This is a genomic window from Novosphingobium sp. HR1a, assembly GCF_015594425.1.
Taxonomy (GTDB): Bacteria; Pseudomonadota; Alphaproteobacteria; order Sphingomonadales; family Sphingomonadaceae; genus Novosphingobium; species Novosphingobium resinovorum_A.
This window is the reverse complement of sequence record NZ_JABXWS010000034.1, coordinates 19,576-41,308: the sequence shown is the minus strand read 5'-3', so window position 1 is coordinate 41,308 and position 21,733 is coordinate 19,576. Positions and strand designations below refer to the sequence as shown.

General features: G+C 65.3%; 22 protein-coding genes. 4 read left to right on the top strand and 18 right to left on the bottom strand.

What is annotated here, in order from left to right; genetic code table 11:
• The 4 genes from HWN72_RS07475 to HWN72_RS07460 form a co-directional block, all read right to left on the bottom strand.
• Window positions 1-470 (bottom strand): FAD-dependent oxidoreductase (locus HWN72_RS07475; RefSeq protein ID WP_211150000.1); only part of this gene is annotated, 470 nt, incomplete at its 3' end.
• 2 nt (window positions 471-472) lie between these two features.
• Window positions 473-853 carry an acyl-CoA thioesterase gene (locus HWN72_RS07470; protein ID WP_008832724.1) on the bottom strand — a complete coding sequence of 127 codons (381 nt, stop codon included), beginning with the start codon at window positions 851-853 and terminating at the stop codon, window positions 473-475.
• 1 nt (window position 854) lies between these two features.
• A complete protein-coding gene (locus HWN72_RS07465) occupies window positions 855-1,244 on the bottom strand; it encodes an acyl-CoA thioesterase (RefSeq protein ID WP_008832725.1) in 390 nt (129 codons plus the stop codon).
• Window position 1,245: 1 nt separating this feature from the next.
• A complete protein-coding gene (locus tag HWN72_RS07460; protein ID WP_008832726.1) occupies window positions 1,246-2,562 on the bottom strand; it encodes a pyruvate dehydrogenase complex dihydrolipoamide acetyltransferase in 1,317 nt (438 codons plus the stop codon).
• A gap of 172 nt (window positions 2,563-2,734) precedes the next feature.
• On the opposite strand from HWN72_RS07460, the gene HWN72_RS07455 reads away from it, so the two are divergent.
• The gene (locus tag HWN72_RS07455; protein ID WP_008832727.1) at window positions 2,735-3,190 is read left to right on the top strand and encodes a universal stress protein; all 456 of its coding nucleotides are present in this window, start codon (window positions 2,735-2,737) and stop codon (window positions 3,188-3,190) included.
• Between the two features lie 169 nt (window positions 3,191-3,359).
• Here the strand turns inward: HWN72_RS07455 and rnr are convergent, their stop codons facing one another.
• From rnr to radA, 9 genes are all read right to left on the bottom strand, one after another.
• On the bottom strand, window positions 3,360-5,690 hold the full coding sequence (gene rnr / locus HWN72_RS07450; protein WP_051586689.1) for a ribonuclease R: 2,331 nt from the start codon (window positions 5,688-5,690) through the stop codon (window positions 3,360-3,362).
• A gap of 145 nt (window positions 5,691-5,835) precedes the next feature.
• The gene (locus HWN72_RS07445; RefSeq protein WP_036523161.1) at window positions 5,836-6,420 is read right to left on the bottom strand and encodes a DUF805 domain-containing protein; all 585 of its coding nucleotides are present in this window, start codon (window positions 6,418-6,420) and stop codon (window positions 5,836-5,838) included.
• Between the two features lie 34 nt (window positions 6,421-6,454).
• Window positions 6,455-8,002 carry a proline--tRNA ligase gene (proS, locus tag HWN72_RS07440; protein WP_008832730.1) on the bottom strand — a complete coding sequence of 516 codons (1,548 nt, stop codon included), beginning with the start codon at window positions 8,000-8,002 and terminating at the stop codon, window positions 6,455-6,457.
• A 155-nt stretch (window positions 8,003-8,157) separates the two neighbouring features.
• Window positions 8,158-8,595 (bottom strand): NUDIX hydrolase, encoded by a 438-nt coding sequence (locus HWN72_RS07435; protein WP_008832731.1) that lies wholly within the window; start codon window positions 8,593-8,595, stop codon window positions 8,158-8,160.
• Between the two features lie 21 nt (window positions 8,596-8,616).
• Window positions 8,617-9,177, bottom strand: a complete 561-nt coding sequence (gene phaR, locus HWN72_RS07430) for a polyhydroxyalkanoate synthesis repressor PhaR (RefSeq protein WP_008832732.1) — start codon at window positions 9,175-9,177, stop codon at window positions 8,617-8,619.
• A 106-nt stretch (window positions 9,178-9,283) separates the two neighbouring features.
• The gene (alr, locus tag HWN72_RS07425) at window positions 9,284-10,333 is read right to left on the bottom strand and encodes an alanine racemase (protein WP_268957455.1); all 1,050 of its coding nucleotides are present in this window, start codon (window positions 10,331-10,333) and stop codon (window positions 9,284-9,286) included.
• 52 nt (window positions 10,334-10,385) lie between these two features.
• Entirely contained in the window at window positions 10,386-10,805 is a 420-nt protein-coding gene (locus HWN72_RS07420) for an iron-sulfur cluster assembly scaffold protein (protein ID WP_069709142.1), read from the bottom strand.
• Window positions 10,806-10,812: 7 nt separating this feature from the next.
• Window positions 10,813-11,340, bottom strand: a complete 528-nt coding sequence (locus HWN72_RS07415; protein WP_008832735.1) for a CvpA family protein — start codon at window positions 11,338-11,340, stop codon at window positions 10,813-10,815.
• Window positions 11,341-11,352: 12 nt separating this feature from the next.
• A complete protein-coding gene (gene radA, locus HWN72_RS07410) occupies window positions 11,353-12,720 on the bottom strand; it encodes a DNA repair protein RadA (RefSeq protein WP_036523154.1) in 1,368 nt (455 codons plus the stop codon).
• Between the two features lie 70 nt (window positions 12,721-12,790).
• Here radA and HWN72_RS07405 point away from each other — a divergent pair, with 70 nt between their 5' ends.
• The gene (locus HWN72_RS07405; RefSeq protein WP_069707715.1) at window positions 12,791-15,115 is read left to right on the top strand and encodes a patatin-like protein; all 2,325 of its coding nucleotides are present in this window, start codon (window positions 12,791-12,793) and stop codon (window positions 15,113-15,115) included.
• A gap of 92 nt (window positions 15,116-15,207) precedes the next feature.
• Here HWN72_RS07405 and dnaJ read toward each other — a convergent pair whose 3' ends face one another.
• Both dnaJ and dnaK read right to left on the bottom strand, forming a co-directional pair.
• On the bottom strand, window positions 15,208-16,332 hold the full coding sequence (dnaJ, locus tag HWN72_RS07400; protein WP_036523149.1) for a molecular chaperone DnaJ: 1,125 nt from the start codon (window positions 16,330-16,332) through the stop codon (window positions 15,208-15,210).
• 81 nt (window positions 16,333-16,413) lie between these two features.
• The gene (gene dnaK / locus HWN72_RS07395; protein WP_036523147.1) at window positions 16,414-18,318 is read right to left on the bottom strand and encodes a molecular chaperone DnaK; all 1,905 of its coding nucleotides are present in this window, start codon (window positions 18,316-18,318) and stop codon (window positions 16,414-16,416) included.
• Between the two features lie 188 nt (window positions 18,319-18,506).
• On the opposite strand from dnaK, the gene HWN72_RS07390 reads away from it, so the two are divergent.
• The gene (locus HWN72_RS07390; protein ID WP_036523145.1) at window positions 18,507-19,079 is read left to right on the top strand and encodes a copper chaperone PCu(A)C; all 573 of its coding nucleotides are present in this window, start codon (window positions 18,507-18,509) and stop codon (window positions 19,077-19,079) included.
• Between the two features lie 14 nt (window positions 19,080-19,093).
• Complete coding sequence (locus HWN72_RS07385; protein ID WP_036523142.1) at window positions 19,094-19,561, top strand: hypothetical protein; 468 nt, start codon at window positions 19,094-19,096, stop codon at window positions 19,559-19,561.
• Window positions 19,562-19,619: 58 nt separating this feature from the next.
• On the opposite strand, the gene HWN72_RS07380 is transcribed toward HWN72_RS07385, so the two are convergent.
• From HWN72_RS07380 to hrcA, 3 genes are all read right to left on the bottom strand, one after another.
• Window positions 19,620-19,880 (bottom strand): hypothetical protein, encoded by a 261-nt coding sequence (locus HWN72_RS07380; protein WP_008832743.1) that lies wholly within the window; start codon window positions 19,878-19,880, stop codon window positions 19,620-19,622.
• A 139-nt stretch (window positions 19,881-20,019) separates the two neighbouring features.
• Window positions 20,020-20,586: a nucleotide exchange factor GrpE gene (gene grpE, locus HWN72_RS07375; protein WP_036523140.1), complete on the bottom strand. Its 567-nt coding sequence runs from the start codon at window positions 20,584-20,586 to the stop codon at window positions 20,020-20,022.
• Window positions 20,587-20,603: 17 nt separating this feature from the next.
• Window positions 20,604-21,647, bottom strand: a complete 1,044-nt coding sequence (hrcA, locus tag HWN72_RS07370) for a heat-inducible transcriptional repressor HrcA (protein WP_036523137.1) — start codon at window positions 21,645-21,647, stop codon at window positions 20,604-20,606.
• Window positions 21,648-21,733 lie beyond the last annotated feature (86 nt).

Genomic DNA, 21,733 nt, shown 5'->3' with positions numbered 1-21,733 from the left:
TTGCCGTCCGACTTGGCGCCGGGCAGTTCCCGCGCACGGGCGCCGGTGGCGATGATGATGTGCTTGGCCGAGAGGGTTTCCGAACCCTTCTCGCCGGTCACTTCCAGCTTGCCCGGAGCGACGAGCTTGCCGGTGCCCATGTGGACGGTGATCTTGTTCTTCTTCATCAGGTGCGTGACGCCCTGATTGAGCTGCTTGGCCACGCCGCGCGAACGCTTGACGATGGCGTCGAGGTCGGCGGTGATGTTCTCCGCCGCGAGGCCATAGTCCTTGGCGTGCTTCATGTGGTGCAGGATCTCGGCCGAGCGCAGCAGCGCCTTGGTCGGGATGCAGCCCCAGTTGAGGCAGATGCCGCCGAGCAGTTCGCGCTCGACGATGGCGGTCTTGAGGCCAAGCTGCGCGCTGCGGATCGCCGCGACATAGCCGCCGGGGCCGGAACCGAGAACGATGACGTCGTAAGAATCAGCCACTCTTAACTCTCCTGTTCGATCGCGCGGGGGCGGCCCGCGTCGTCGATTGCGACGAAGGTGAAGACCGCTTCGGTCACCTTCACCTGTTCTTCTTCATGCCGGTGGCGCCGCCAGGCCTCGATGCCGATGGTCATCGAGGAGCGGCCCACTTTCCTGAGTTCACCGTAGACGCTGACTTCGTCGCCCACCTTGACCGGCTTGTGGAACTGCATGCCGTCCATCGCGATGGTGACGGCGCGGCCATGCGAGTGGCGCGCGGCGATCAGCCCTGCGCCCATGTCCATCAGGCTCATCAGCCAGCCACCGAAGATGTCGCCATAAGCATTGGCATCGGCGGGCATCGCGGTGATGCGGATGACGGGTTCGCGATATTCTTCCGCCATTTCAGACGATCTCCGAAGTCGCGGCAATGGCCCTGGGGCGGTCGTTCTCGTCGAGCGTCACGAACGTGAACAGCCCGGTGGCGACTTCGACCTGATGCTCGCTCGCCCGCGCCCGGCCAAAGCCGCGCGTGGCGATCGTCATCGAAGTGCGCCCCGTCCGCTGCACGCTTGCATAGACGTTGAGTTCGTCGCCCACGAGCATGACGCCGGGAAAGGTGAAGTCGGTCGCTCCCACCACCACGGCCTTGTGGCCGGTGCGGCGGGTGACCAGCGAGGCGGCGCCAAGAGCAAGCTGGCTCATCAGCCAGCCCCCGAAAACGCCGCCATAGGGGTTGAGGTCGGTGGGCATCGCTGTGACGCGGATGACCAGCTCTCCGGCCTCGTGCTCCATATCAGGCGATCATGCTCAGCGGGTTCTCGACGAACTCGCGGAACGCGGCCATCAGGCGCGCGCCGTCGGCGCCATCGATGGCGCGGTGATCGAAGCTGCCAGTTGCCGTCATGATCGTTGCCACTCCCAGCGATCCGTCTGGCATCACCCACGGACGCTTGTCACCTGCACCAATGGCGAGGATGGTCGACTGCGGCGGGTTGATGACGGCAGTGAACTGCTTGATGCCCATCATGCCCATGTTGGAGATCGAAGCGGTGCCACCCTGATATTCCTCGGGCTTGAGCTTGCCTTCCTTGGCGCGGGTGGCAAGGTCCTTGCTCGCCTTGGCGATCGCCGAGAACGACTTCTCGTTGGCACCCTGGACGATCGGGGTGATGAGCCCGCCGGGGATCGAGACCGCCACCGAAACGTCGGCGCGCTCGTACTTGATCAGCTCGTTGCCGGCGAAAGTCACGTTGCATTCCGGCACCGCGATCAGTGCGGCGCCCAGCGCCTTGACCAGCATGTCGTTGACCGAAACCTTGACGCCCTGCTTTTCCAGCGTGGCGTTGATCTGCGAACGCAGCGCCATCAGCTTGTCGAGCTGCACGTCCACAGTCAGGTAGATGTGCGGCGCTTCCTGCATCGACTGCGTAAGGCGGCGCGCGATCGTCTTGCGCATGCCCGAAAGCTTCTCGACCGTATGCGGGACGCGGGCATCGAGCAGGGCGCGGGTCTCGTCGGCCATCTCGACCGAAGACGTCGCGGCGGCGGCGGGAGCAGCGGCCGGGGCCGGGGCCGCGGGTGCCGGAGCGGCCTTCTTGGCGGTGCCACCCTGCGCGGCCTCGACGTCGGCCTTGACGATGCGGCCGTTCGGGCCGGAGCCAGCGACGCCCGAGAGGTCCACGCCCTTGGCATCGGCGATGCGCTTGGCGAGCGGGGTGGCGACGACGCGATCACCCGAAGCTGCGGCCTTCGGGGCGGCTGCGGGAGCAGGCTTGGTTTCAGCCTTTGCTTCGGCCTTCGGAGCCTCTTCCTTGGCGGCGGCCTCCGGGGCTTCAGCCTTGGGCGCTTCGATCGCAGAGGCGTCCTCGCCCTCTTCGACCAGCACGGCGATGACGGTGCCGACCTTGACGCCTTCGGTGCCCTCGGCGACGCTGATCTTGCCGATCACGCCTTCATCGACGGCTTCGAATTCCATGGTCGCCTTGTCGGTCTCGATCTCGGCCATGATGTCGCCGGAGGAGACGGTGTCGCCTTCCTTGACCAGCCATTTGGCCAGTTTGCCCTCTTCCATGGTGGGGGACAGGGCGGGCATCTTGATCTCGATGGGCATGGAAACTGTACGTTCCTTATTGTCCGTAGGGAGGCCGCTTTCGGGCGCTGGCCCCCTCCTTGGACGGCTTGAGCGTTGCGTTCAAGAACCTTGCAGTTTCTTTTTTCGCAACAGTGGTGGCTTGTCTTGCAGGCTTCGCGTATCGATAAGCCGGTTGGAGAGGGAACCACCCATGCGCATCTACCTGGTGATCGTCGACGAGAGCGAGGAAGCGCTCGTCGCCCTGCAGTTCGCGGCCCGCCGCGCGGCCAAGACCGACGGTGCGCTGCACCTTCTGGCGCTCGTTCCGCCGCAGCCCTTCAACGCCTTCGCCGGGGTCCAGGCGACCATCGAGGAAGAGGCCCGCGCCCGCGCCGAGACGCTGGTGACGGCGGCGGCCGGAAACCTTTTGTCGCAAGGCGCAAAGATGCCGGTCATCTCCGTTCACATGGGAGAAGACATCAAGATTGTGCGGAAATATCTGGAGGAGCATCCCGAGGTTTCGGCGCTGGTGCTGGGCGCGGCGAAAGAAGGCGGCCCCGGCGCTCTGGTCGCGCACTTCACCGGGCCGGGCATGGCGCATATGACCTGTCCGGTGTTCGTGGTCCCCGGCGGGCTCGATGCCGAGGCGATCGAACGGTTGAGCTGAGCGGCACGGGGCGGCACCTAACGGCACTCAAGGGTGCCACAATCGGTCCATTGCCCCACATAACCTCGTCATTGCGAGCGTAGCGAAGCAATCCAGGGCGGTTTGCTCTGCCCTGGATTGCTTCGCTACGCTCGCAATGACGATAAGGGGGGGGATCGAGTGAGGGGCGTTACCGCTTGCCCCGCCCCTGATGCCGGATGTTCTTCGGCCGCCCGCGCTGGCCGACGAAGTGCTTGCCCTTGTGCTTGAGCGCCGGAGCATTCCCGCGCGGCTCGATCCGGCCGCCGCCGTCGGGAAGCTCGTACTTGAGAGCGCCGGTCAGCGCATTGGCCTCCGCCAGTCGCAGCTTGAGGATCTGGCCGATCGAGAAGACCGTGCCCGTCTCGTCGCCGACCAGCACTTTGGCTTTCTCATCGAACGTGAATCGCTCGTCCCCCAGCGTCGAGACCGGGACCAGACCGTCACCGCCGAGGCCGACGATGGTGGCGAAGAAGCCGAACTTCTGGACGCCGGTGATGCGCGTGTCGAACACTTCGCCCACACGGCTCGCCAGCCAGGCGGCGACGTAGCGGTCGATCGTCTCGCGCTCGGCCTCCATGGCGCGGCGCTCGGCCTGGCTGATCGCGTCGCTGACGCGGCCGAGGTCTTCGCGGTCACGCTCCGACAGGCCTGACAGCGCCGGAATGTCGGCTTTTGGCTTCGGCTGCTCCAGCCCATAGGCATCGACCAGCGCGCGGTGCACCAGAAGGTCCGCATAGCGCCGGATCGGCGAGGTGAAGTGCGCGTAGGACGCCAGCGCCAGCCCAAAGTGGCCGGCATTGGCGGGGCCGTAATAGGCCTGCGTCTGGCTGCGCAGGACCGCTTCCATGATGAGCGCTTTCTCGGTCTCGTCGGTCACGTCCTTGAGCATGCGGTTGAACAGGCTGGGCGTGATGACCTGTCCCATCGCCAACTTCTTGCCGAACGTCGCGAGATAGTCCTTGAGCGCCATCAGCTTCTCGCGGCTCGGCGTCTCGTGAATGCGGTAGACGACGGGCGCGGTCTTCGCCTCCAGCGCCTTGGCGGCGGCGACGTTGGCGGCGATCATAAAGTCCTCGACGACGCGGTGCGCGTCGAGCCGTTCGCGGATCGCGATCTCGGTGATGCGGCCCTTCTCGTCCAGCTTCACGCGGCGCTCGGGCAGTTCGAGTTCGAGCGGATCGCGATTGCTGCGCGCGGTAGCGAGCGCCTTCCACGCGGCCCAAAGATTAGTCAGATGATCCTGCGCGCGGCCCTCGTCGATGCGCGCCTGCGCTTCTTCATAGGCGATGACCTCGTCGATGCGCACGATCGCGCGGGTGAAGCGCCAGTCGGTGATCTTGCCCTCGGCGTCGATCTTCATGTGGCAGGCCATCGCCGCGCGGTCTTCTCCGGAGCGGAGCGAACACACGTCGGCGCTGAGCACTTCGGGCAGCATCGGCACGACGCGGTCGGGGAAATAGACCGAGTTGCCGCGCCGACGCGCCTCGCGGTCGATCTGGCCGCCGGGGCGGACGTAGAACGAGACGTCGGCGATGGCGACGAGCGCGTCGAAGCCGCCCTCCCCGTCCGGCGCCGCCCAGATCGCGTCGTCATGGTCGCGCGCGTCGGAGGGATCGATGGCGACGATCGGCAGGTGCCGCAGGTCTTCGCGGTGCTCGGCGCTGAGCGGCAGCTTGGCGGAAACCTGCGCCTCTTCCAGCACTTCCTCGATGAAGTGGTTGGGAATGCCGTGCTTGTGGATGGCGATCAGGCTGAACGACTTGGGCGCCAGCGGTTCGCCGAGCACTTCGGTCACCTTCACCGAAGGCCGCGCCGAACGGCCGATCGGCACGCCCAGCACCAGTTCGCCCGCTTTCGCCTCGCCAAGGTCCGAGATCGGCGAGGAATTGCGGATGCGCTTGTCAACCGGGGCCAGCCAGGGCTTGCCGCCGCCGTCGATCTCGACGACGCCGAGGATCTGGTCGGCGCGCAGTTCCAGCTTCTTCATCGGGAAGGCGCGCCAGCCGGTAGCGCTTTCCTCGGTGCGCGACAGCACGCGGTCGCCCTTGCGCAGCGCCGAGTTGCGCCCCTTCTCGATCAGGCGGATGCGCGGCGGCGGGGTGGCGTCATCGGGCTGCCAGGTATCGGGGACGGCGATCGCCTCTCCCTCGTCGATGTCGATCACGCGCAGGACGGTGACCTTAGGCAACCCGCCCATCTTGTGGAAGGCGGTGCGCTTGCCGTCGATCAGGCCCTCTTCGGCCATGTCCTTGAGCAGCGCCTTGAGCTGGATCTTCTCATTGCCCTTGAGGCCGAAGTGGCGCGAGATCTCGCGCTTGCCCGCAGGCTCCGTCGCGTTCTGGATGAAGTCGAGGATCTGCTTGCGGGTGGGCAATCCCGGAGCGGGGCGATCCTTCGCCGAACGATCCTTGACCGGACGGTTGACGGTGAGCCGATTGCCTGAGGTTCGGTTATTGGCGGGGCGGTTGTTTGCGGGCATCCCACGCAGATGCCCCCTGCAGCCGTGCAATGCAATCTCGCAGGCGCGAATTGCCCCCGGAAGCCAGGCCGCCTTGTGTGATCGCTCGTCTCATCCCCCTATTTCGTCATTGCTTCGCTTCGCTCGCAATGACGAAAAGTGGGCCTTAGATGTGATCGGGCTCCGCACCATAACGGTTGGCGCCGTCGCTTGAGGGCCAGACGCCGAACACGATGATGAGCAGCAGGGGCACATAGCCGAGCATGCCGTTCATCATCACGCTGGCCTGCGCCTCCTGCAGCTTCACCATGTCGCCGCTCTGGGCGATGATCATCATCTCGGCGACCTTGTCAACCGAAGCGACCGCCATGCCTAGCGCCGCGAACTGGATCAGCGCCGTCAGCCCGGCGATCCAGCCCGGCTTGTCGGAATCGTGCAGCCGCCGTGTGAACGAGGCAACCAGCAGACCGGTCAGTACGAGTGTGCTGGCGACGGAAGCCCAGACCGAAGTGCGCATCATCCCCGAAAGGCGGCTGAACATGCGCTTCTGCATCTCGGCTTCGCTCAGCCCCTGCTTCGCAGCCTCGAACACGTCTGCCATCATCGGTGCCGTCATCACCATCGAGATCACGATGGAAATCACGATCTGGATGATCGCCAGGAACAGGAAATAGAACCAGAAGGCCGAGCGACCCTCGCGTCCCTTGAAGTTGGTCAGGTTCGCGAGGTTGTATTTAATCGCTGCGATCATCCGGAGCCCCCGTGTGAAATCAGTAAGACCCCATTCAGTAGGATCGGGCGACGTATATCTTCTCCACGGCGCCACGTCCCGTGAAAATGCAGTTACCGGTCGCGGGTTCGGCGCCCAGCGGCGTATTGCGCATGGTGAGCTTAAGGCCCTTGAGCTTCTGCACCACCGCTTCGAGTTCATCACCGGTCGGGCGCGCCCACTCGACTTCGACCCAGCCCGGATAGCGCTTGTCCTCGGCGAAGAACGCCGCGAGTTCCTCGAAGCTGGATGCCTTCGAGATGTTCGCGTCGCGCCTGGCCTTGGCTTCGGCGTGGAGCGAGGCCTGGATGTCCTCGATCTCGGCCGAAGCGCGGGCCAAGAATTCGTCCTTGGCGAGGCCGACGAAGTTCGCCTTGCCCGCCTCGGTCCACAGCTTGTCGCGGCGCAGCATCGAGACCTGACCGCCCGCCGCATCGCGCCCACCGATCTCGAGGATCAGCGGCACGCCCTTCTTGACCCAGGCCCAGCGCTTCTGCGTGGCCTTGCCGGGGCGCTTGTCGAGCAGCACGCGCACGCTTTCGCCAAGGGCCGACTGGCCGACGAGGGCCTTGCGCAGTTCCTCGCAGTAGGCGAGCAGCGCGTCGTCCTCGGGCGTGTCGCGCAGCATCGGCAGGATGACGATCTGGTGCGGCGCCACGGCGGGCGGCACGCGCAGGCCGTCGTCGTCGCCGTGCGTCATGATGAGGCCGCCGATCATGCGGGTCGAGGTGCCCCAACTGGTCGTGTGGGCATACTGCTGCGTGCCCTCGCGATCCTGGAAGGTGATCCCCGCCGCATGGGCGAAGCCGGTGCCGAGGTAGTGCGAAGTGCCCGCCTGCAGCGCCTTGCCGTCCTGCATCATCGCCTCGATCGAATAGGTGGCGACGGCGCCAGGGAAGCGCTCGTTCTCTGGCTTTTCACCGGCGATGACGGGCATCGCCAGCTCGGTCTCGGCGAAGTCGCGGTACATTTCGAGCGCGCGCAGCGTCTCGGCCATCGCATCGTCCCGGTCGGCGTGAGCGGTGTGGCCTTCCTGCCAGAGGAATTCGCTGGTGCGCAGGAACATGCGGGTGCGCATTTCCCAGCGCACCACGTTGGCCCACTGGTTGACCATCAGCGGCAGGTCGCGCCACGACTGCACCCAGCGCGCCATCGCCTGGCCGATCACGGTTTCGGAGGTGGGGCGCACGATCAGCGGCTCTTCCAGCTTCGCCTCGGGATCGGGCACGAGGCCGCCCTTGCCGTCACCGACGAGGCGGTGATGGGTGACGACCGCCATCTCCTTGGCGAAGCCCTCGACGTGCTCGGCTTCCTTGGCGAAGTAGGAGAGCGGGATGAACAGCGGGAAGTAGCAGTTCTGCACGCCCGCCGCCTTGATGCGGTCGTCCATCAGGCGCTGGATGCGTTCCCACACGCCGTAGCCCCATGGCTTGATGACCATGCAGCCGCGCACGCCCGATTCCTCGGCCATTTCGGCTTCGGAGATGACTTCCTGATACCACTGGGCGAAATCATCTTCGCGCTTGGTGGAGAGGGCGTGGCGGATCGCGGTCTTCTGATTCATGGCGCGCCTGTTAGCGAGACTTGGCGCAAGGTTCAAATGAATGGCGACGCGCTCTGCACGACCCTTCGACAAGGTCAGGGTGAGCGGGGGGTAGTGCAAACCTCCCAAACCCGCTCAGGCTGAGCTTGTCGAAGCCCCCGAAAGCCCGCGCGACCTTAGAACATCTCGGCCAGATCTTCCGGAAAATACGGTTCCTCCAGCGCGGCCAATGCCGCGCGGTCGAACCAGCGCCAACTGCGCATCACCGAGCGTTCCAGTTCGGTGTGGCCGCCGGTGTCGATCGCCTCGGGATCGGTGCCCGCAGGAGTGCGTATGCGGAAATAGCGCTCGTCGGCCGTCACCGGCACGCCTTCGATGGTGATGAAATCGGCGATCCGCTGCGCCATTTGCGGTCCCGGCTCGGCAACGAAGCCGGTTTCCTCCAGCAGTTCGCGCCTTGCCGCGTCCTCGTAGCTTTCGCCGGGATCGACCGCCCCGCCCGGCGTACACCAGAACGGCGGACGGTCGGGCGGGTCGAACCGGAACAGCAGTACGCGCTCAGCCGGATCGAGCAGAATGATGCGCGCGGCAGGGCGAGCGACGCGGGAGGTCATCACTTCGCCCCTTCGGCTTGCTTACTTGCCCAGCGCGTCGAGGCGCTTCTGGATTTCAGCCATCTGGTCGCGCAACGCGGAGAGATCGCCTGCGTCCTCGGCGGGCGGCGCCTTGGTTTCGGGCTGCTTTTCCGCACCGGGCATGAAGGCGGAGGACGCAGCGCGGAACATCGCCATGTTTTGCTCGGCCAGCTTGGCGAGCGGGTTGTTGCCCAGGCTGTCCTCGAACGCCTTGGCGAGCTTCGCCTGGTTGGCGCGAAAGTTCTCCATCGAGGCTTCCAGGTAGTGCGGAATCAGCGACTGCATCTGGTTGCCGTACATGCTGATGAGTTCGCGCAGGAAGTTGACGGGAAGCATCTGCTCACCGTTCGATTCCTCTTCCATGATGATCTGGGTGAGGATCGTGTGGGTGATGTCGGCGCCGGTCTTGGCGTCGAGAACCTTGTAGTCCACCCCTTCGCGCGTCATCTTCGAGAGATGATCGAGCGTGATGTAGCTTGACGAACGGGTATTGTAGAGCCGCCGGTTAGCGTACTTTTTGATGATTACGGTGTTGTCTTCGCCAGACGCCGTTTCAGTCATTTCCAGTCCCCATTTGCCGGATAGTTAAGTTACCATTCCGGGATATCGCATTGCAACACAAATTGCTGCGCAGCAAAAGAGGAAATCGGCGGAAATTCCGCGATTTTCAGCGCCCGAACCGCCTGCCGAGCAACGTCAGCAGCTCATATTGCGACAGCCCCGTGGTTACCGCAGCCTGAGGCAGCGCATAGTCCGCCGTGATCCAGTCGCCCTCCGCAACGTCGGGAGCGTGGGTGAGGTCGACGACGGTGAGGTCCATGCTCACCCGGCCGAGTACCGGCAGAATCGTTCCTGCGGCGCAAAAGCGTCCCTTGCCAGACCAGCACCGCAAATAGCCGTCGGCATAGCCGAGGGCGATCGTCCCTACCCGCATTGCGGCAGGCGCGGTGAACGTCGCGTTGTAGCCGATGGTCTCGCCCGCTTCGACATGACGGACCTGCAGGATCGCGGTCTGCGGGCGAACGACCTGGCGCAGCATGGGCGCCATCTCCGGCCGGGGCACTCCGCCGTAAAGGGCAATGCCGGGGCGGGTCAGATCGCCGTGATAGGCCTCGCCCAGCGCGATGCCGCCGCTGTTGGCGAGGCTTGCCCGCTTGTGGCGAACCCGCGTGCGGGCATCGTTCCAGCGTTCGCACTGGATGACGTTGAGTGGCGTATCTTCCTCGGCGGCCACGAGATGCGAGAGCAGGACGTCGATCTCGAGCTGTGCCAGCATCGGCTCGCCCAGTTGGTCCAGCGTCACGCCCAGACGGTTCATCCCGGTATCGACCATCAGGTCGCAGCGCCCGCCTCCGGCGTCGATCCAGCGCCGCGCCTGTTCGAGCGAGTTGATGACCGGCTTCACGTCCGTCGCCTGCGCATAAGCGGCGTCCGGCGGCGTCAGCGGTCCGTGGAGAACAGACAGCGAGCCGGGGCTCGCCACTTCAAGCACCGCACGGACTTCCGACCAGTGCGCCACGAAGAAATCGTCACATCCAGCAGCTTGCAGCACAGGTACGACCTTGTGCACGCCGAGGCCGTAGGCATCCGCCTTGACCGCTGCCCCTGCCCGCGCGCCGCCGGACATGCGGTCGAGCGCGCGCCAGTTGGATTGCAGCGCGTCTTGGTCGAGATCCAGGCGGAGCGCCGGAGCGGGCAGGTCGGAATACGAAGTCACGTGATGGCCCATAGACCCAGCTGTCGTGCCGGGGCAACTCGGCTGCAGTCGCTCAGATGTGGGAGATCGCCTCGACCGCCGCATTCCATGGCAGCAGGACCGCACCGTGCCGCGCAGGATAGTCCCGCGCGGCGGAGATCGCGGCGAATCCGGGCCATTGCGGCAATGCGCCCTCGCCTGCCAGCCACGCTACCACGGCGGCGCGCGTCGCAAGGATGTCCTTGACGGACGCGCCCGGTGCATTGCGGGCGAAGATAGCGGCGGAGGCCTGCCCGATCGCGCAGGCGTGGCTGCGCAGCCCGACGCGCGCGATCGCACCGGCATCGTCGAAGGCGAGGCCCAGCGCTATCGTGCTGCCGCAACTGCGCGAACGGGCTTCGCCGCGCAGGGGCAAGTCGTCGGTCAGCGGATGACGGGCCAGTTCGATCGCGAGTGCGAGAACGTCCGGCGTATAAAGTACGGCCGTGGACACGCCGGTCTTACTGCGCTTCGTGCGCTGCTTCGGCCGCACGGGCCTCGGCACGGCGTTCGGCGATGAGCTGGACCAGCGCTTCGCTGCTGGCGTTGATGAAGGGGTAGGTACGGGCCTGCGTGATCCATTCGGGACGGCCGCCGATGCCCCAGATCGTATCGTAGCCCAAGACCAGCACCGAGAAGCCCAGCACGATCACGATGACGCCCTTCACCGCGCCGAACCCGAAGCCCAGCACCCGGTCGATCGGGCCGAGCACGGAGGCGCGGCTCTTGGCACCGGCCCACTTGGCGACCAGCTTGACCGCCAGAAACGGAATGCCCAGCAGCAGCGCGAAGGCCAGCACCGCCGCCCCCGAATCCGAACTGATGTAATCGCCCAGTGCCGCTGTCAGCGGCGTATGGAACAGCCGGATGGCGAAAATGGCGAAAATCCACGCGGCAAGTGCAAGGATTTCCTGCACGAAGCCGCGAATGAAGCCGGTAATGGCGCCAATTCCCACGAAGAGGAGGACGGCGATGTCGAAGCCAGTCATAGACTCGCTGAATTAGGCATCGGACAGGATGCGGTCAACGAGGTTGGGCAGCATCGTCAGCCCGGAAAACGTCAGGCCCTTTTCCGGCACCGGACCGTTCGCAGGACCGAACGCTTTCGAGAACCCCAGCTTGGCCGATTCGCGCTGCCGGATCGAGGCATGGGCCACCGGCCTGATCTCTCCGGCCAGCGAGACTTCGCCGAACCATACGGCATCCGTGGACAAGGGCTTGTCGCCGAGCGCCGAGACCAGCGCCGCCGCCACGGCAAGGTCTGCGGCCGGATCACCTAGCCGGTATCCGCCCGCAACGTTGAGGTAGACTTCGGCATTCGAGAAACTGAGCCCGCAGCGCGCCTCCAGCACCGCCAGCAGCATCGCCATGCGGCCCGAATCCCAGCCCACCACCGCGCGGCGCGGCGTGGCGCCGCTCTGCAGCCGGACGATAAGCGCCTGGATTTCCACCAGTACGGGGCGGGTGCCTTCCATCGCCGGGAACACGGCGCTGCCCGCCATCGGTTCCTCACGACCCGAGAGGAAAAGCATCGAGGGATTGCCGACTTCAGCCAGCCCCGAGCCTTCCATCGAGAACACGCCGATTTCGTCCACCGGGCCGAAACGGTTCTTGATCGAACGCAGGATGCGGTACTGGTGGCTGCGCTCTCCCTCGAAGCTCATCACCACGTCGACCATGTGTTCCAGCACGCGGGGACCGGCGATGCTGCCGTCCTTGGTGACGTGGCCGACGAGGACAAGGGTGACGCCGTTTTCCTTGGCATAGCGGATCAGTTCGAAGGCACAGCCGCGCACCTGACTGACCGTGCCCGGCGCGCCTTCGATCTGGTCGGAATGCATCGTCTGGATCGAATCGATCACCAGCAACGATGGCTTGTCCATCATCCCCAGCGTGGTGAGAATATCCCGTACCGACGTTGCCGCCGCGAGCTGGATCGGCGCCCTGGACAGCCCGAGGCGCTCGGCCCGAAGGCGCACTTGCCCTGCCGCTTCCTCACCGCTGACGTAGACCGACAGCCCTCCTGCTTGGGCGACGTTGGCGGAAACCTGCAGCAGCAGCGTGGACTTGCCGATACCGGGATCGCCGCCCATCAGAATGGCGGAGCCGGGCACGAGCCCTCCTCCGAGCGCGCGGTCGAATTCCGATATGCCGCTCGTCTGCCGCCTGGGCACTTCGCCAGGCTGGTCGAGCGGGGTAAACTGGATCGGACGTCCGCCCGAGGACAAATCATGCTTCGCCGAGAACACCGTCTGCGGCGCGTCCTCCGCAAGCGTGTTCCACTCCCCGCAATCCGGGCATTGGCCCTGCCATCGGGTGGAGACGCCCCCGCAGGCCTGGCAGACATATCGACGTTTGGGTTTCGCCATGCCGCCCGCGTAAACGGAACGGAATGAGAACGCAATTGCCAATCCTGTAACCCTGCGTAAGATAACCCGCATGCAGCAAAAAGAACTGCGGATCGCTCTGGTCTGTTATGGGGGTGTCAGCCTCGCCGTTTACATGCATGGCGTCACCAAGGAGCTGTGGAAGGCCCTGCAGGCGAGCCGCGCCGCGTGGGCGAACGCGGCTGACGAGGAGGCGCCGCAAGGCAGCGCTGCGGTTTATCTCGACCTGCTCAGACGGCTCGAGACTGCCGGCAACTTGCGCCTCCGGATACTCACCGACATCGTCGCGGGAGCGAGCGCGGGCGGAATCAACTCCATCTTCCTGGCGCAGGCGATCAATTCCGGCCAGTCGCTGGAGCCGCTGACCGACTTGTGGCTCGATACCGCCGACGTGGACGTACTGCTCGATCCCGAGGCGAAGCCCTGGTCGAAAGCCGCGAAGTTCTGGGCGACCCCGCTCGTCACTTATCTGCTGCACCGCCCGGGCAACGCCGTCAGCGAAAGCGTAGCACCCGAGACACGGGCGGAAGTGCGCGAGAAGCTGTCACGCCTCGTGCGCTCGCGCTGGTTCGAGCCGCCGTTCGGAGGGATCGGCTTTTCGCGGCTCCTGCACCGTGCACTGACGGCGATGAGCAAGGTTCCGGCAGGCCGGCCTTTGCTGCCGGCCGGGCACCCGCTGGACCTCTTCGTGACGGCGACCGACTTCAAGGGCCATCTGGAGACGCTGCGCCTCCATTCCCCTCAGATGGTACTGGAAAGCGAACATCGCCTGACCTTCAGCTTCCGCGCGAAAGTCGGCACGCAAGGTGCTGCGCTGGCGCCGATTCCCGAGCTGGTGATGGCGGCGCGCGCCTCGGCGAGCTTCCCGGGCGCCTTCCCGCCTCTGCAGATCAGCGAGATCGATCGCCTTGTCGACGAACAGGGCGAGGCCTGGCCGACGCGCGATGCGTTCCTCGCCCGGATCATGCCCGAGCATGCCCGGCGCGGCGATCTCGGCTGCGTTTCGCTCATCGACGGCTCGGTGCTGGTGAACGCGCCGTTCGCCGATGCCATGGAAGCCCTGCGCGACCGTCCCGCCGCGCGGGAAGTGGACCGGCGCTTCGTCTACATCGACCCCACTCCCGACCATCTCGGGGCGGAGATGCGCCGGGACGATCAGTTGCCGGGGTTCTTCCCGGTGATCTTCGGTTCGCTTTCCGCCATCCCGCGCGAGCAACCGATCCGCGACAACCTCGAGGCGCTGGAGCAACGCTCGCGCGAGATGGCGGCGCTGCGCGAGATCGTGGTGGCGCTGCGCCCGGAGATCGAGGAGACGGTGGAGAAGCTGTTCGGGGGAACCTTCTTCCTCGACCGACCGACACCGAAGCGCCTTTCGGCATGGCGCACCAAGGCGCAGTTCGCGGCGTTCGAGCAGGCGGGCTTCGCCTATCACGGCTATGCGCAAGTCAAGTTCAGCGGCATCACCGCGATGCTGGCGCGCATGGTCTTCGAAGCGGCGCCCGAGTTCGAACTGCATTCACCCGAGCCGGTGCGTGACCGGCTGATCGCGCATCTTGCCGCGAACGGCCTCGACCGGGCGCAAGGGCTGCGAGATGCACATTCGCCGGCGATGATCGAATTCTTCCGTACGCACGACCTGCCCTTCCGGGTGCGGCGTCTGCGGTTGCTCGCCCGCCGCGTGACGCAGGAGTGGGAGGCCGAACCCGGCGTTACCGATCAGGACCGCGACGCAGCCCGCACGGCCATCTATCGTGCGCTGGCGCTTTACATCGACCGGGAACCGCTGGTTGCGCTTGGCGAGGATTTTCCGGCGCTGGCGCGCATGTTCTTCGAAGATCCTCAGTCCGTCGTCGATCACATGGCGCAGGCAAGGAGCCTGCTGGAAACCGACGCCGCAGTGGACGAACTGCTGGCCGAGGCACTGTCCGCCATGCCGCAGGCGCTGCGGCGGCGAGTGCTGCTGGCCTACCTGGGCTTCCCGTTCTACGACACCGTCACTCTTCCTCTGCTGCGCGGCGAGGGGCTGACCGAGTTCGATCCCGTGCTGGTCGATCGCATCTCGCCGGAGGACTGCCACGCGATCCGCGACGGACTTCGCGAGGAAACGCTGCGCGGCAAGGAGTTCTTCAACTTCGGCGCGTTCTTCAGCCGCAGCTACCGGGAGAACGACTATCTCTGGGGACGGCTCCACGGCGCCGAGCGGATGATGGACCTCATGGCCTCGACGCTGTCGGCGGAGCATGCGATTTCCGCGCCGGAACTGCTGGGGTTCAAACGACGCGCCTTCCTGGCGATTCTCGACGAGGAGAAGCAGCGACTGCGCGCCGACCCGGGGCTGGTGCAGCGGATCAGGCGCGAGGTCCTGGCAGGGAAATAGGAAGCCGCAGTTCGTCATTGCGAGCGTAGCGAAGCAATGCGAGGTTGGAATGGGAAGCGGGTGAGCCAAAATCGGCTCTACCCGCTCGCCACTTACTCCGTCAGGTCGGTCCAGGCGTCCTTGATGCGGTCGAAGAAGCCCTTCGACTGCGGGCATTCATCGCCGGTCTCGGTCGACTGCAGCTCGCGCAGGATTTCCTTCTGGCGCGCCGACAGCTTGGTCGGGGTTTCCACCGCGATCTCGATCACGAGGTCGCCGCGGCCCCGGCCCTGCAGCACCGGCATGCCTTCACCGCGCTTGCGCAGTTGCTTGCCGGACTGGATGCCTGCCGGAATGTCGAGCTGGATCGCCTCGCCATCGATGCCGGGGATCTCGATCGAGCCGCCCAGCGCCGCCGTGGTGAAGGTGATCGGCACCTTGGTCACCAGCGTCGTCCCGTCACGCTCGAACACGCGGTGGCGCTTGACGTGGAGGAAGATGTAGAGATCGCCCGGAGGCGAGCCGAACGGCCCGGCCTCGCCCTTGCCGGAGAGGCGGATGCGGGTGCCCGAATCGACGCCCGGCGGAATGTCCACCTGCAGCGTCTGTGGCTTGTCCACCCGGCCCTCGCCGCCGCACGAACGGCAGGGCTTCTCGATCACCTCGCCCCGGCCATGGCAGGTGGGGCAGGTGCGCTCGACCACGAAGAAACCCTGCTGCGCCCGGACCTTGCCGTGGCCGCCGCACATCGAGCAGCCTCGCTTGCCGGTGCCGGGCTGTGCGCCCGAACCGTTGCAGGGTTCGCACGATTGCGAGACTTCGATGGTGATCTCGGTGCTCTTGCCCCGGAACGCTTCGTCGAGGCTGACTTCCATGTCGTAGCGCAAGTCGGCGCCGCGCCGCTGCTGCTGACGAGCACCGCCACCGAAAGCGCTGCCGAAGATGGATTCGAAGATGTCGCCGATATCGCCGAAGTCTCCGCTGGCCTGACCGCCGCCTGCGCCCTGCTGGAACGCGGCATGGCCATAGCGATCGTAGGCCGCGCGCTTCTGCGGGTCCTTGAGGCAGTCGTAAGCCTCGCTGATCTGCTTGAAGCGTGCCTCGGAATCGGCGCAGCCCGGGTTCTTGTCCGGGTGGAAGCGCATGGCGAGCTTGCGGTAGGCCGACTTGAGGACCTTGTCGTCCGCAGTGCGCTCTACCTCGAGCAATTCGTAATAGTCGATTTCAGTCGCTGACACGTGATATTTCCCCGTCGGAATACCTTAACCGCCACCGGCGCGGTTTGCACAGGTGGCGGCCAGGGTTTTCATCAGGACTTGTCAGCCCTTGTTTTCGTCGACTTCCGAGAACTCGGCGTCGACCACGTCGTCGTCAGCCTTGGCGGCTTCCGGCGAAGCAGCGGAAGCCTGCTCCTTCTCGTAGATGGCCTGACCGACCTTCATCGCCACCTGGGTCAGTTCCTGAGCCTTAGCGTTGATTTCGGTCGCATCGTTGCCTTCCAGAGCGGTCTTGGTCGCGGCGATCGCGGCCTCGACTTCAGCCTTGAGCGAAGCGTCGATCTTGTCGGCGTGCTCGGTCAGCTGCTGCTCGGTCGCGTGGACGAGGCTGTCGGCCTGGTTGCGGGCCTCGGCCGATTCGCGGCGCTTCTTGTCCTCTTCGGCGAACTTCTCGGCGTCACGGACCATCTGGTCGATGTCGCTGTCCGAAAGGCCGCCTGAGGCCTGGATGCGGATCTGCTGTTCCTTGCCGGTGCCCTTGTCCTTGGCGGACACGTTGACGAGGCCGTTGGCGTCGATGTCGAAGGTCACCTCGATCTGCGGGACGCCGCGACGCGCGGCCGGGATGCCGACGAGGTCGAACTGGCCGAGCAGCTTGTTGTCCTGCGCCATCTCGCGCTCGCCCTGGAACACGCGGATCGTCACCGCCTGCTGGTTGTCCTCGGCGGTCGAGTAGACTTGGCTCTTCTTAGTCGGGATCGTCGTGTTGCGGTCGATCATCTTGGTCATGATACCGCCCAGCGTCTCGATGCCCAGCGACAGCGGGGTCACGTCGAGAAGCAGCACGTCCTTGACGTCGCCCTGCAGAACGCCCGCCTGGATCGCCGCGCCCATGGCGACGACTTCGTCCGGGTTCACGCCGGTGTGCGGTTCCTTGCCGAAGAAGTCCTTCACGACTTCACGCACCTTGGGCATGCGGGTCATGCCGCCCACGAGCACGACTTCGTCGATGTCCTTGGCCGAAAGGCCGGCATCGGCGATGGCCTTGCGGCAGGGTTCCAGCGTGCGCTGGATCAGGTCGGCAACCATGCGCTCCAGGTCGGAACGGGTGATCGTCTCGACGAGGTGCAGCGGAGTGGTGGCGCCGCCTTCCATGCGTGCGGTGATGAAGGGCAGGTTCACTTCGGTCGTCGCGGTGGACGACAGTTCGATCTTCGCCTTTTCAGCCGCTTCCTTCAGGCGCTGCAGAGCCAGCTTGTCGGTCTTGAGATCGAGGCCTTCCTTGGCCTTGAACTTGTCCGCCAGCCATTCCACGACCTTCGAGTCGAAGTCTTCACCGCCGAGGAAGGTATCACCGTTGGTCGACTTCACCTCGAACACGCCGTCGCCGATTTCCAGAACCGAGACGTCGAAGGTGCCGCCGCCGAGGTCGTAGACCGCGATCGTCTTGCCGTCCTGCTTGTCGAGGCCGTAGGCCAGCGCCGCAGCGGTCGGCTCGTTGATGATGCGCAGGACTTCGAGACCGGCGATCTGGCCGGCATCCTTGGTCGCCTGGCGCTGGGCGTCGTTGAAGTACGCAGGCACGGTGATGACCGCCTGCGTGACCGTCTCGCCTAGATACGATTCGGCGGTTTCCTTCATCTTCTGGAGCGTGAAGGCGCTGATCTGCGAGGGCGAGTAATCCTCGCCACCGGCCTGGACCCATGCATCGCCGTTCTTGCCCTTGACGATGTGGTACGGAACCAGCTCGGTGTCCTTCTTGGTCACCGGGTCGTCGAAGCGGCGGCCGATGAGGCGCTTCACCGCGAAGATCGTATTGTTGCCGTTGGTCACGGCCTGGCGCTTTGCAGGCTGCCCGATCAGGCGCTCACCATCCTTGGTGAAAGCGACGATCGAGGGCGTGGTGCGCGCGCCTTCTGAATTCTCGATGACCTTGGGCTTGCCGCCGTCCATGACGGCGACGCAGCTGTTGGTGGTGCCAAGGTCGATACCAATTACTTTAGCCATTATCCCCATTCCTCACGTCAGTGGGTGACACCGTGCGGATCGCCTCCCTTACACAAGGCAAGGCAGCTTGCACGGCTCGGTGACGTTCCAAGTCGTCGAGGCCGGATATAGGTGACGTTTCGCTTGGAACAAGCCTGTGTGAATGGCATTAGGCGCAACGATTCAGAAACGGGGCATAACAAAGGGAAATGCCTGTGACCAAACGTAACCTGCCCCCCCGTGCCTCGCTGGCCCTGATCTGCTCCGTGGCGCTGATTTCCATGGTCGCCGGTTGCGGCAAGACGCCCGACAGCCCGACCGAATCGAATGAGGCCACCCTTTCCGGCCCCGACGCCAAGCCCGGCATGGTGGCGAGCGACGGCAAGCTGGTGCTTCCGATCGTGGCTGGACGCCCGGGCGCAGTCTACTTTACGGTGCGCAACGACGGCGCCGAGCCGGTTACGCTGGCAGGTGTCCATGTCTCCGGCGCGGCTAAGGCGGAGATGCACCAGAGCAACGGCGGCAGCATGGCCAAGGTCGACAGCCTGCCGATCGACCCGGGCGCCTCGATGGTCTTCGCGCCGGGCGGGCTGCACGTGATGGTCTTCGACGTCTCGCCCGGCCTCAAGCCCGGCGGCAAGGCGGAGCTGACCCTGACGTTCTCGGACGGCGACAAGTTGTCGATGCCGCTGCAGGTCGAGGCCCTGGGGAGCGATACGGGGGGCGGTGGCATGAGCCATGAGGGTATGGATCACGGCAGCATGGAAGGAATGCAGCACTGATCGTCGGTGCGGCTGTGGATCAAGGGAACGAGCGGGCGCTGACGGCGGGCGAGGTCGATCTCGTCCGCTCGATCTTCGGGAATGCGGTGGACTGCGCGCCGGTGCGTGTCCGTCGCCGCCGATGGTTCCCATTCCAGCCCGTCAACACGGTCATGGCGCCTTGCGGGCACCTGCACTTCCATCCCCGTAGCGATCTCTATCTGGATGATTTCTCGCGCGCTGCGCCGGGACTGCAGGGGTTGTTCATCCACGAGATGACCCATGTGTGGCAAACCCAGCGCAAGGGACGCTGGTATCTGCCCCTGATGCGTCATCCGCTATGCCGTTACGACTACGTGCTGAGACCAGGCTGGACACTCGATCGCTATGGCATCGAGCAGCAGGCGGAGATCGTGCGGCACGTCTTTCTGCTGCGTGAGGGGCTGCACTTTCCCGGAGCGCCGGAACTGGCAGCCTATCGCGGGATTCTGCCGTTCCGCTGAAAGAAAGGAGCGAACACCGCCGTGTCCGCGCCTTTCTTAGTTCTATTCCCTGAGAGGATCAGCAATCGCGATCCCAGTAACGGTCGCCGCGACGATCGTAACGATAGCAGCCACGGTCGTTCTTCTTGGCCTGCGAACCCGCCACCGCGCCCGCTGCAGCGCCGATCGCCGCGCCCGTGCCGACGTCACCGCCAGCGATCGCGCCGACGCCCGCGCCGAGCGCGCCGCCTGCAAGGGCGCCCTCGCCCGCATAGTTACTCGCGCAGCCACCGATGCTCAGCGCACCGGCGGCCAGAATAGGAAGGATGAGCTTGCGCATCGATGTTCTCCGAAATTCTGTAGCCTATACACGAGTGAACGGAGGCGCGCGCGTGAGGTTCCCCGGCAACAATACGATACGGCCCACCTCCGGTATTTGCGGAGGCGGGCCGAATGTTCAGCTTAATAGAGAAACCCGATCAGTCCGGCTTCTTGGCTACGGCAACCATGGCCGGACGCAGGAGGCGGTCCTTGATCATGTAACCGGCCTGCATTTCCTGCAGGACCGTACCCGGCTCGGCGTCCGCCGAGGGAAGCTCGATCATCGCCTGGTGCTGATTGGGGTCGAGCGGCAGGCCCATCGCGGCGATGCGGGTGATGCCGTGGCTGGCGAAGACCTTGTCGATCTCACGACCGGTGGCCTCGATACCTGCAACGAGGCCCTTGAGCTTGTCGTCTTCGCGCAGTTCCGCGGGGATCGCGGTCAAGGCGCGGGCGAGGTTGTCGGACACCGAGAGAATATCGCGCGCGAAACCGGTCGCCGCATAAGCGCGGGTGTCAGCGATGTCCTTTTCGAGGCGGCGGCGCACGTTCTGCGTTTCGGCGCGTGCGTAAAGCACGTCCTGCTCGGCCGTAGCCAGCTTCTCGCGCAGCTTCGCGATTTCCTCGTTCTCGCCCTTGGTGTCCACGAAGTCCTCCGGCACGCCCTGAAGTTCCTCTGCCACTGCGGGATCTATGGCGGGCGACTGCGTCTTGTCGTCGGTCATTTGTTCTTTGGTTCCAGCTATCCGATGAGCTTGCCCAGGCTCTGGGCAGTGAAGTCCACCATGGGGACGACGCGCGCATAATTCAACCGAGTCGGGCCGATTACCCCCACCACGCCGACCACCCTGCCCTCGCGGTCACGATAGGGTGAAGCGATGACCGAGGACCCGGAAAGCGCGAAAAGCCGGTTCTCCGAACCGATGAATATGCGCGTCGACTGCGCTTCGCGCGCGGTGTCGAGCAGGTCGGCGACCGACTGCTTGTTCTCAAGGTCGTCGAGCAGCGAGCGGACGCGTTCGAGGTCGGTCAGCGCCGCCTCGTCGAGCAGGTTGGCCTGCCCCCGCACGATCAGCACCGGCCTTGCAGTGGCATCCTCGCTCCACACGGCGAGACCACGCTCCACGAGATCGCTGCTCGCGGCATCGAGGGCGGACTTGCCCGAAGCGATTTCGGCGCGCATCGCTCGCGCAGCCTGCGCCAGCGTGCGACCGCCCAGATGCGCGGAGATGTAGTTGGAGGCTTCCTCCAGCGCGCCGGAGGGAAGGCCCATTGGCAGTTCCAGCACGCGGTTCTCGATCCCGCCATCTTCGCCCACCAGCACCGCCAGCGCCCGGCCCGGTGCCAGCGGCACGAGTTGCAGGTGCATGAGTCGCGGCTCCCGGCGCGGCACCATGACCACGCCTGCACCCGACGAGAGGTTCGAAAGCAGGGCGCTGGTAGCCTCCAGCGCCGCTTCGATCGGCCCGGGCGCGGCGATGCGGCGCTCGATGGCCTGCCGTTCCTCGGCTGTGGGTTCGGCCACCTGCATGATGCCGTCCACGAACAGGCGAAGCCCCGCCTCGGTCGGCAGGCGCCCCGCGCTGGTATGCGGTGCGGCGAGCAGCCCCAGCCCTTCGAGGTCTGCCAGCACCGACCGGATCGAGGCAGACGACAGGCTCACCCCGCCCGGCCCGGCGAGCGTCTTCGAGCCCACCGGCACGCCGGTCGCCAGATACCCCTCCACTACAAGGCGGAAGATGTCGCGGGCGCGGGTGGTCAGTTCGGTGATCGGGGGCGTGGGCATATCGCGTGTCAATTTAGCCATCGCTCTTGAACCCTCAAGCCCAATGCGCCTAGGGCGAGCGGGTATTTTCACGACGAGGATTCCCA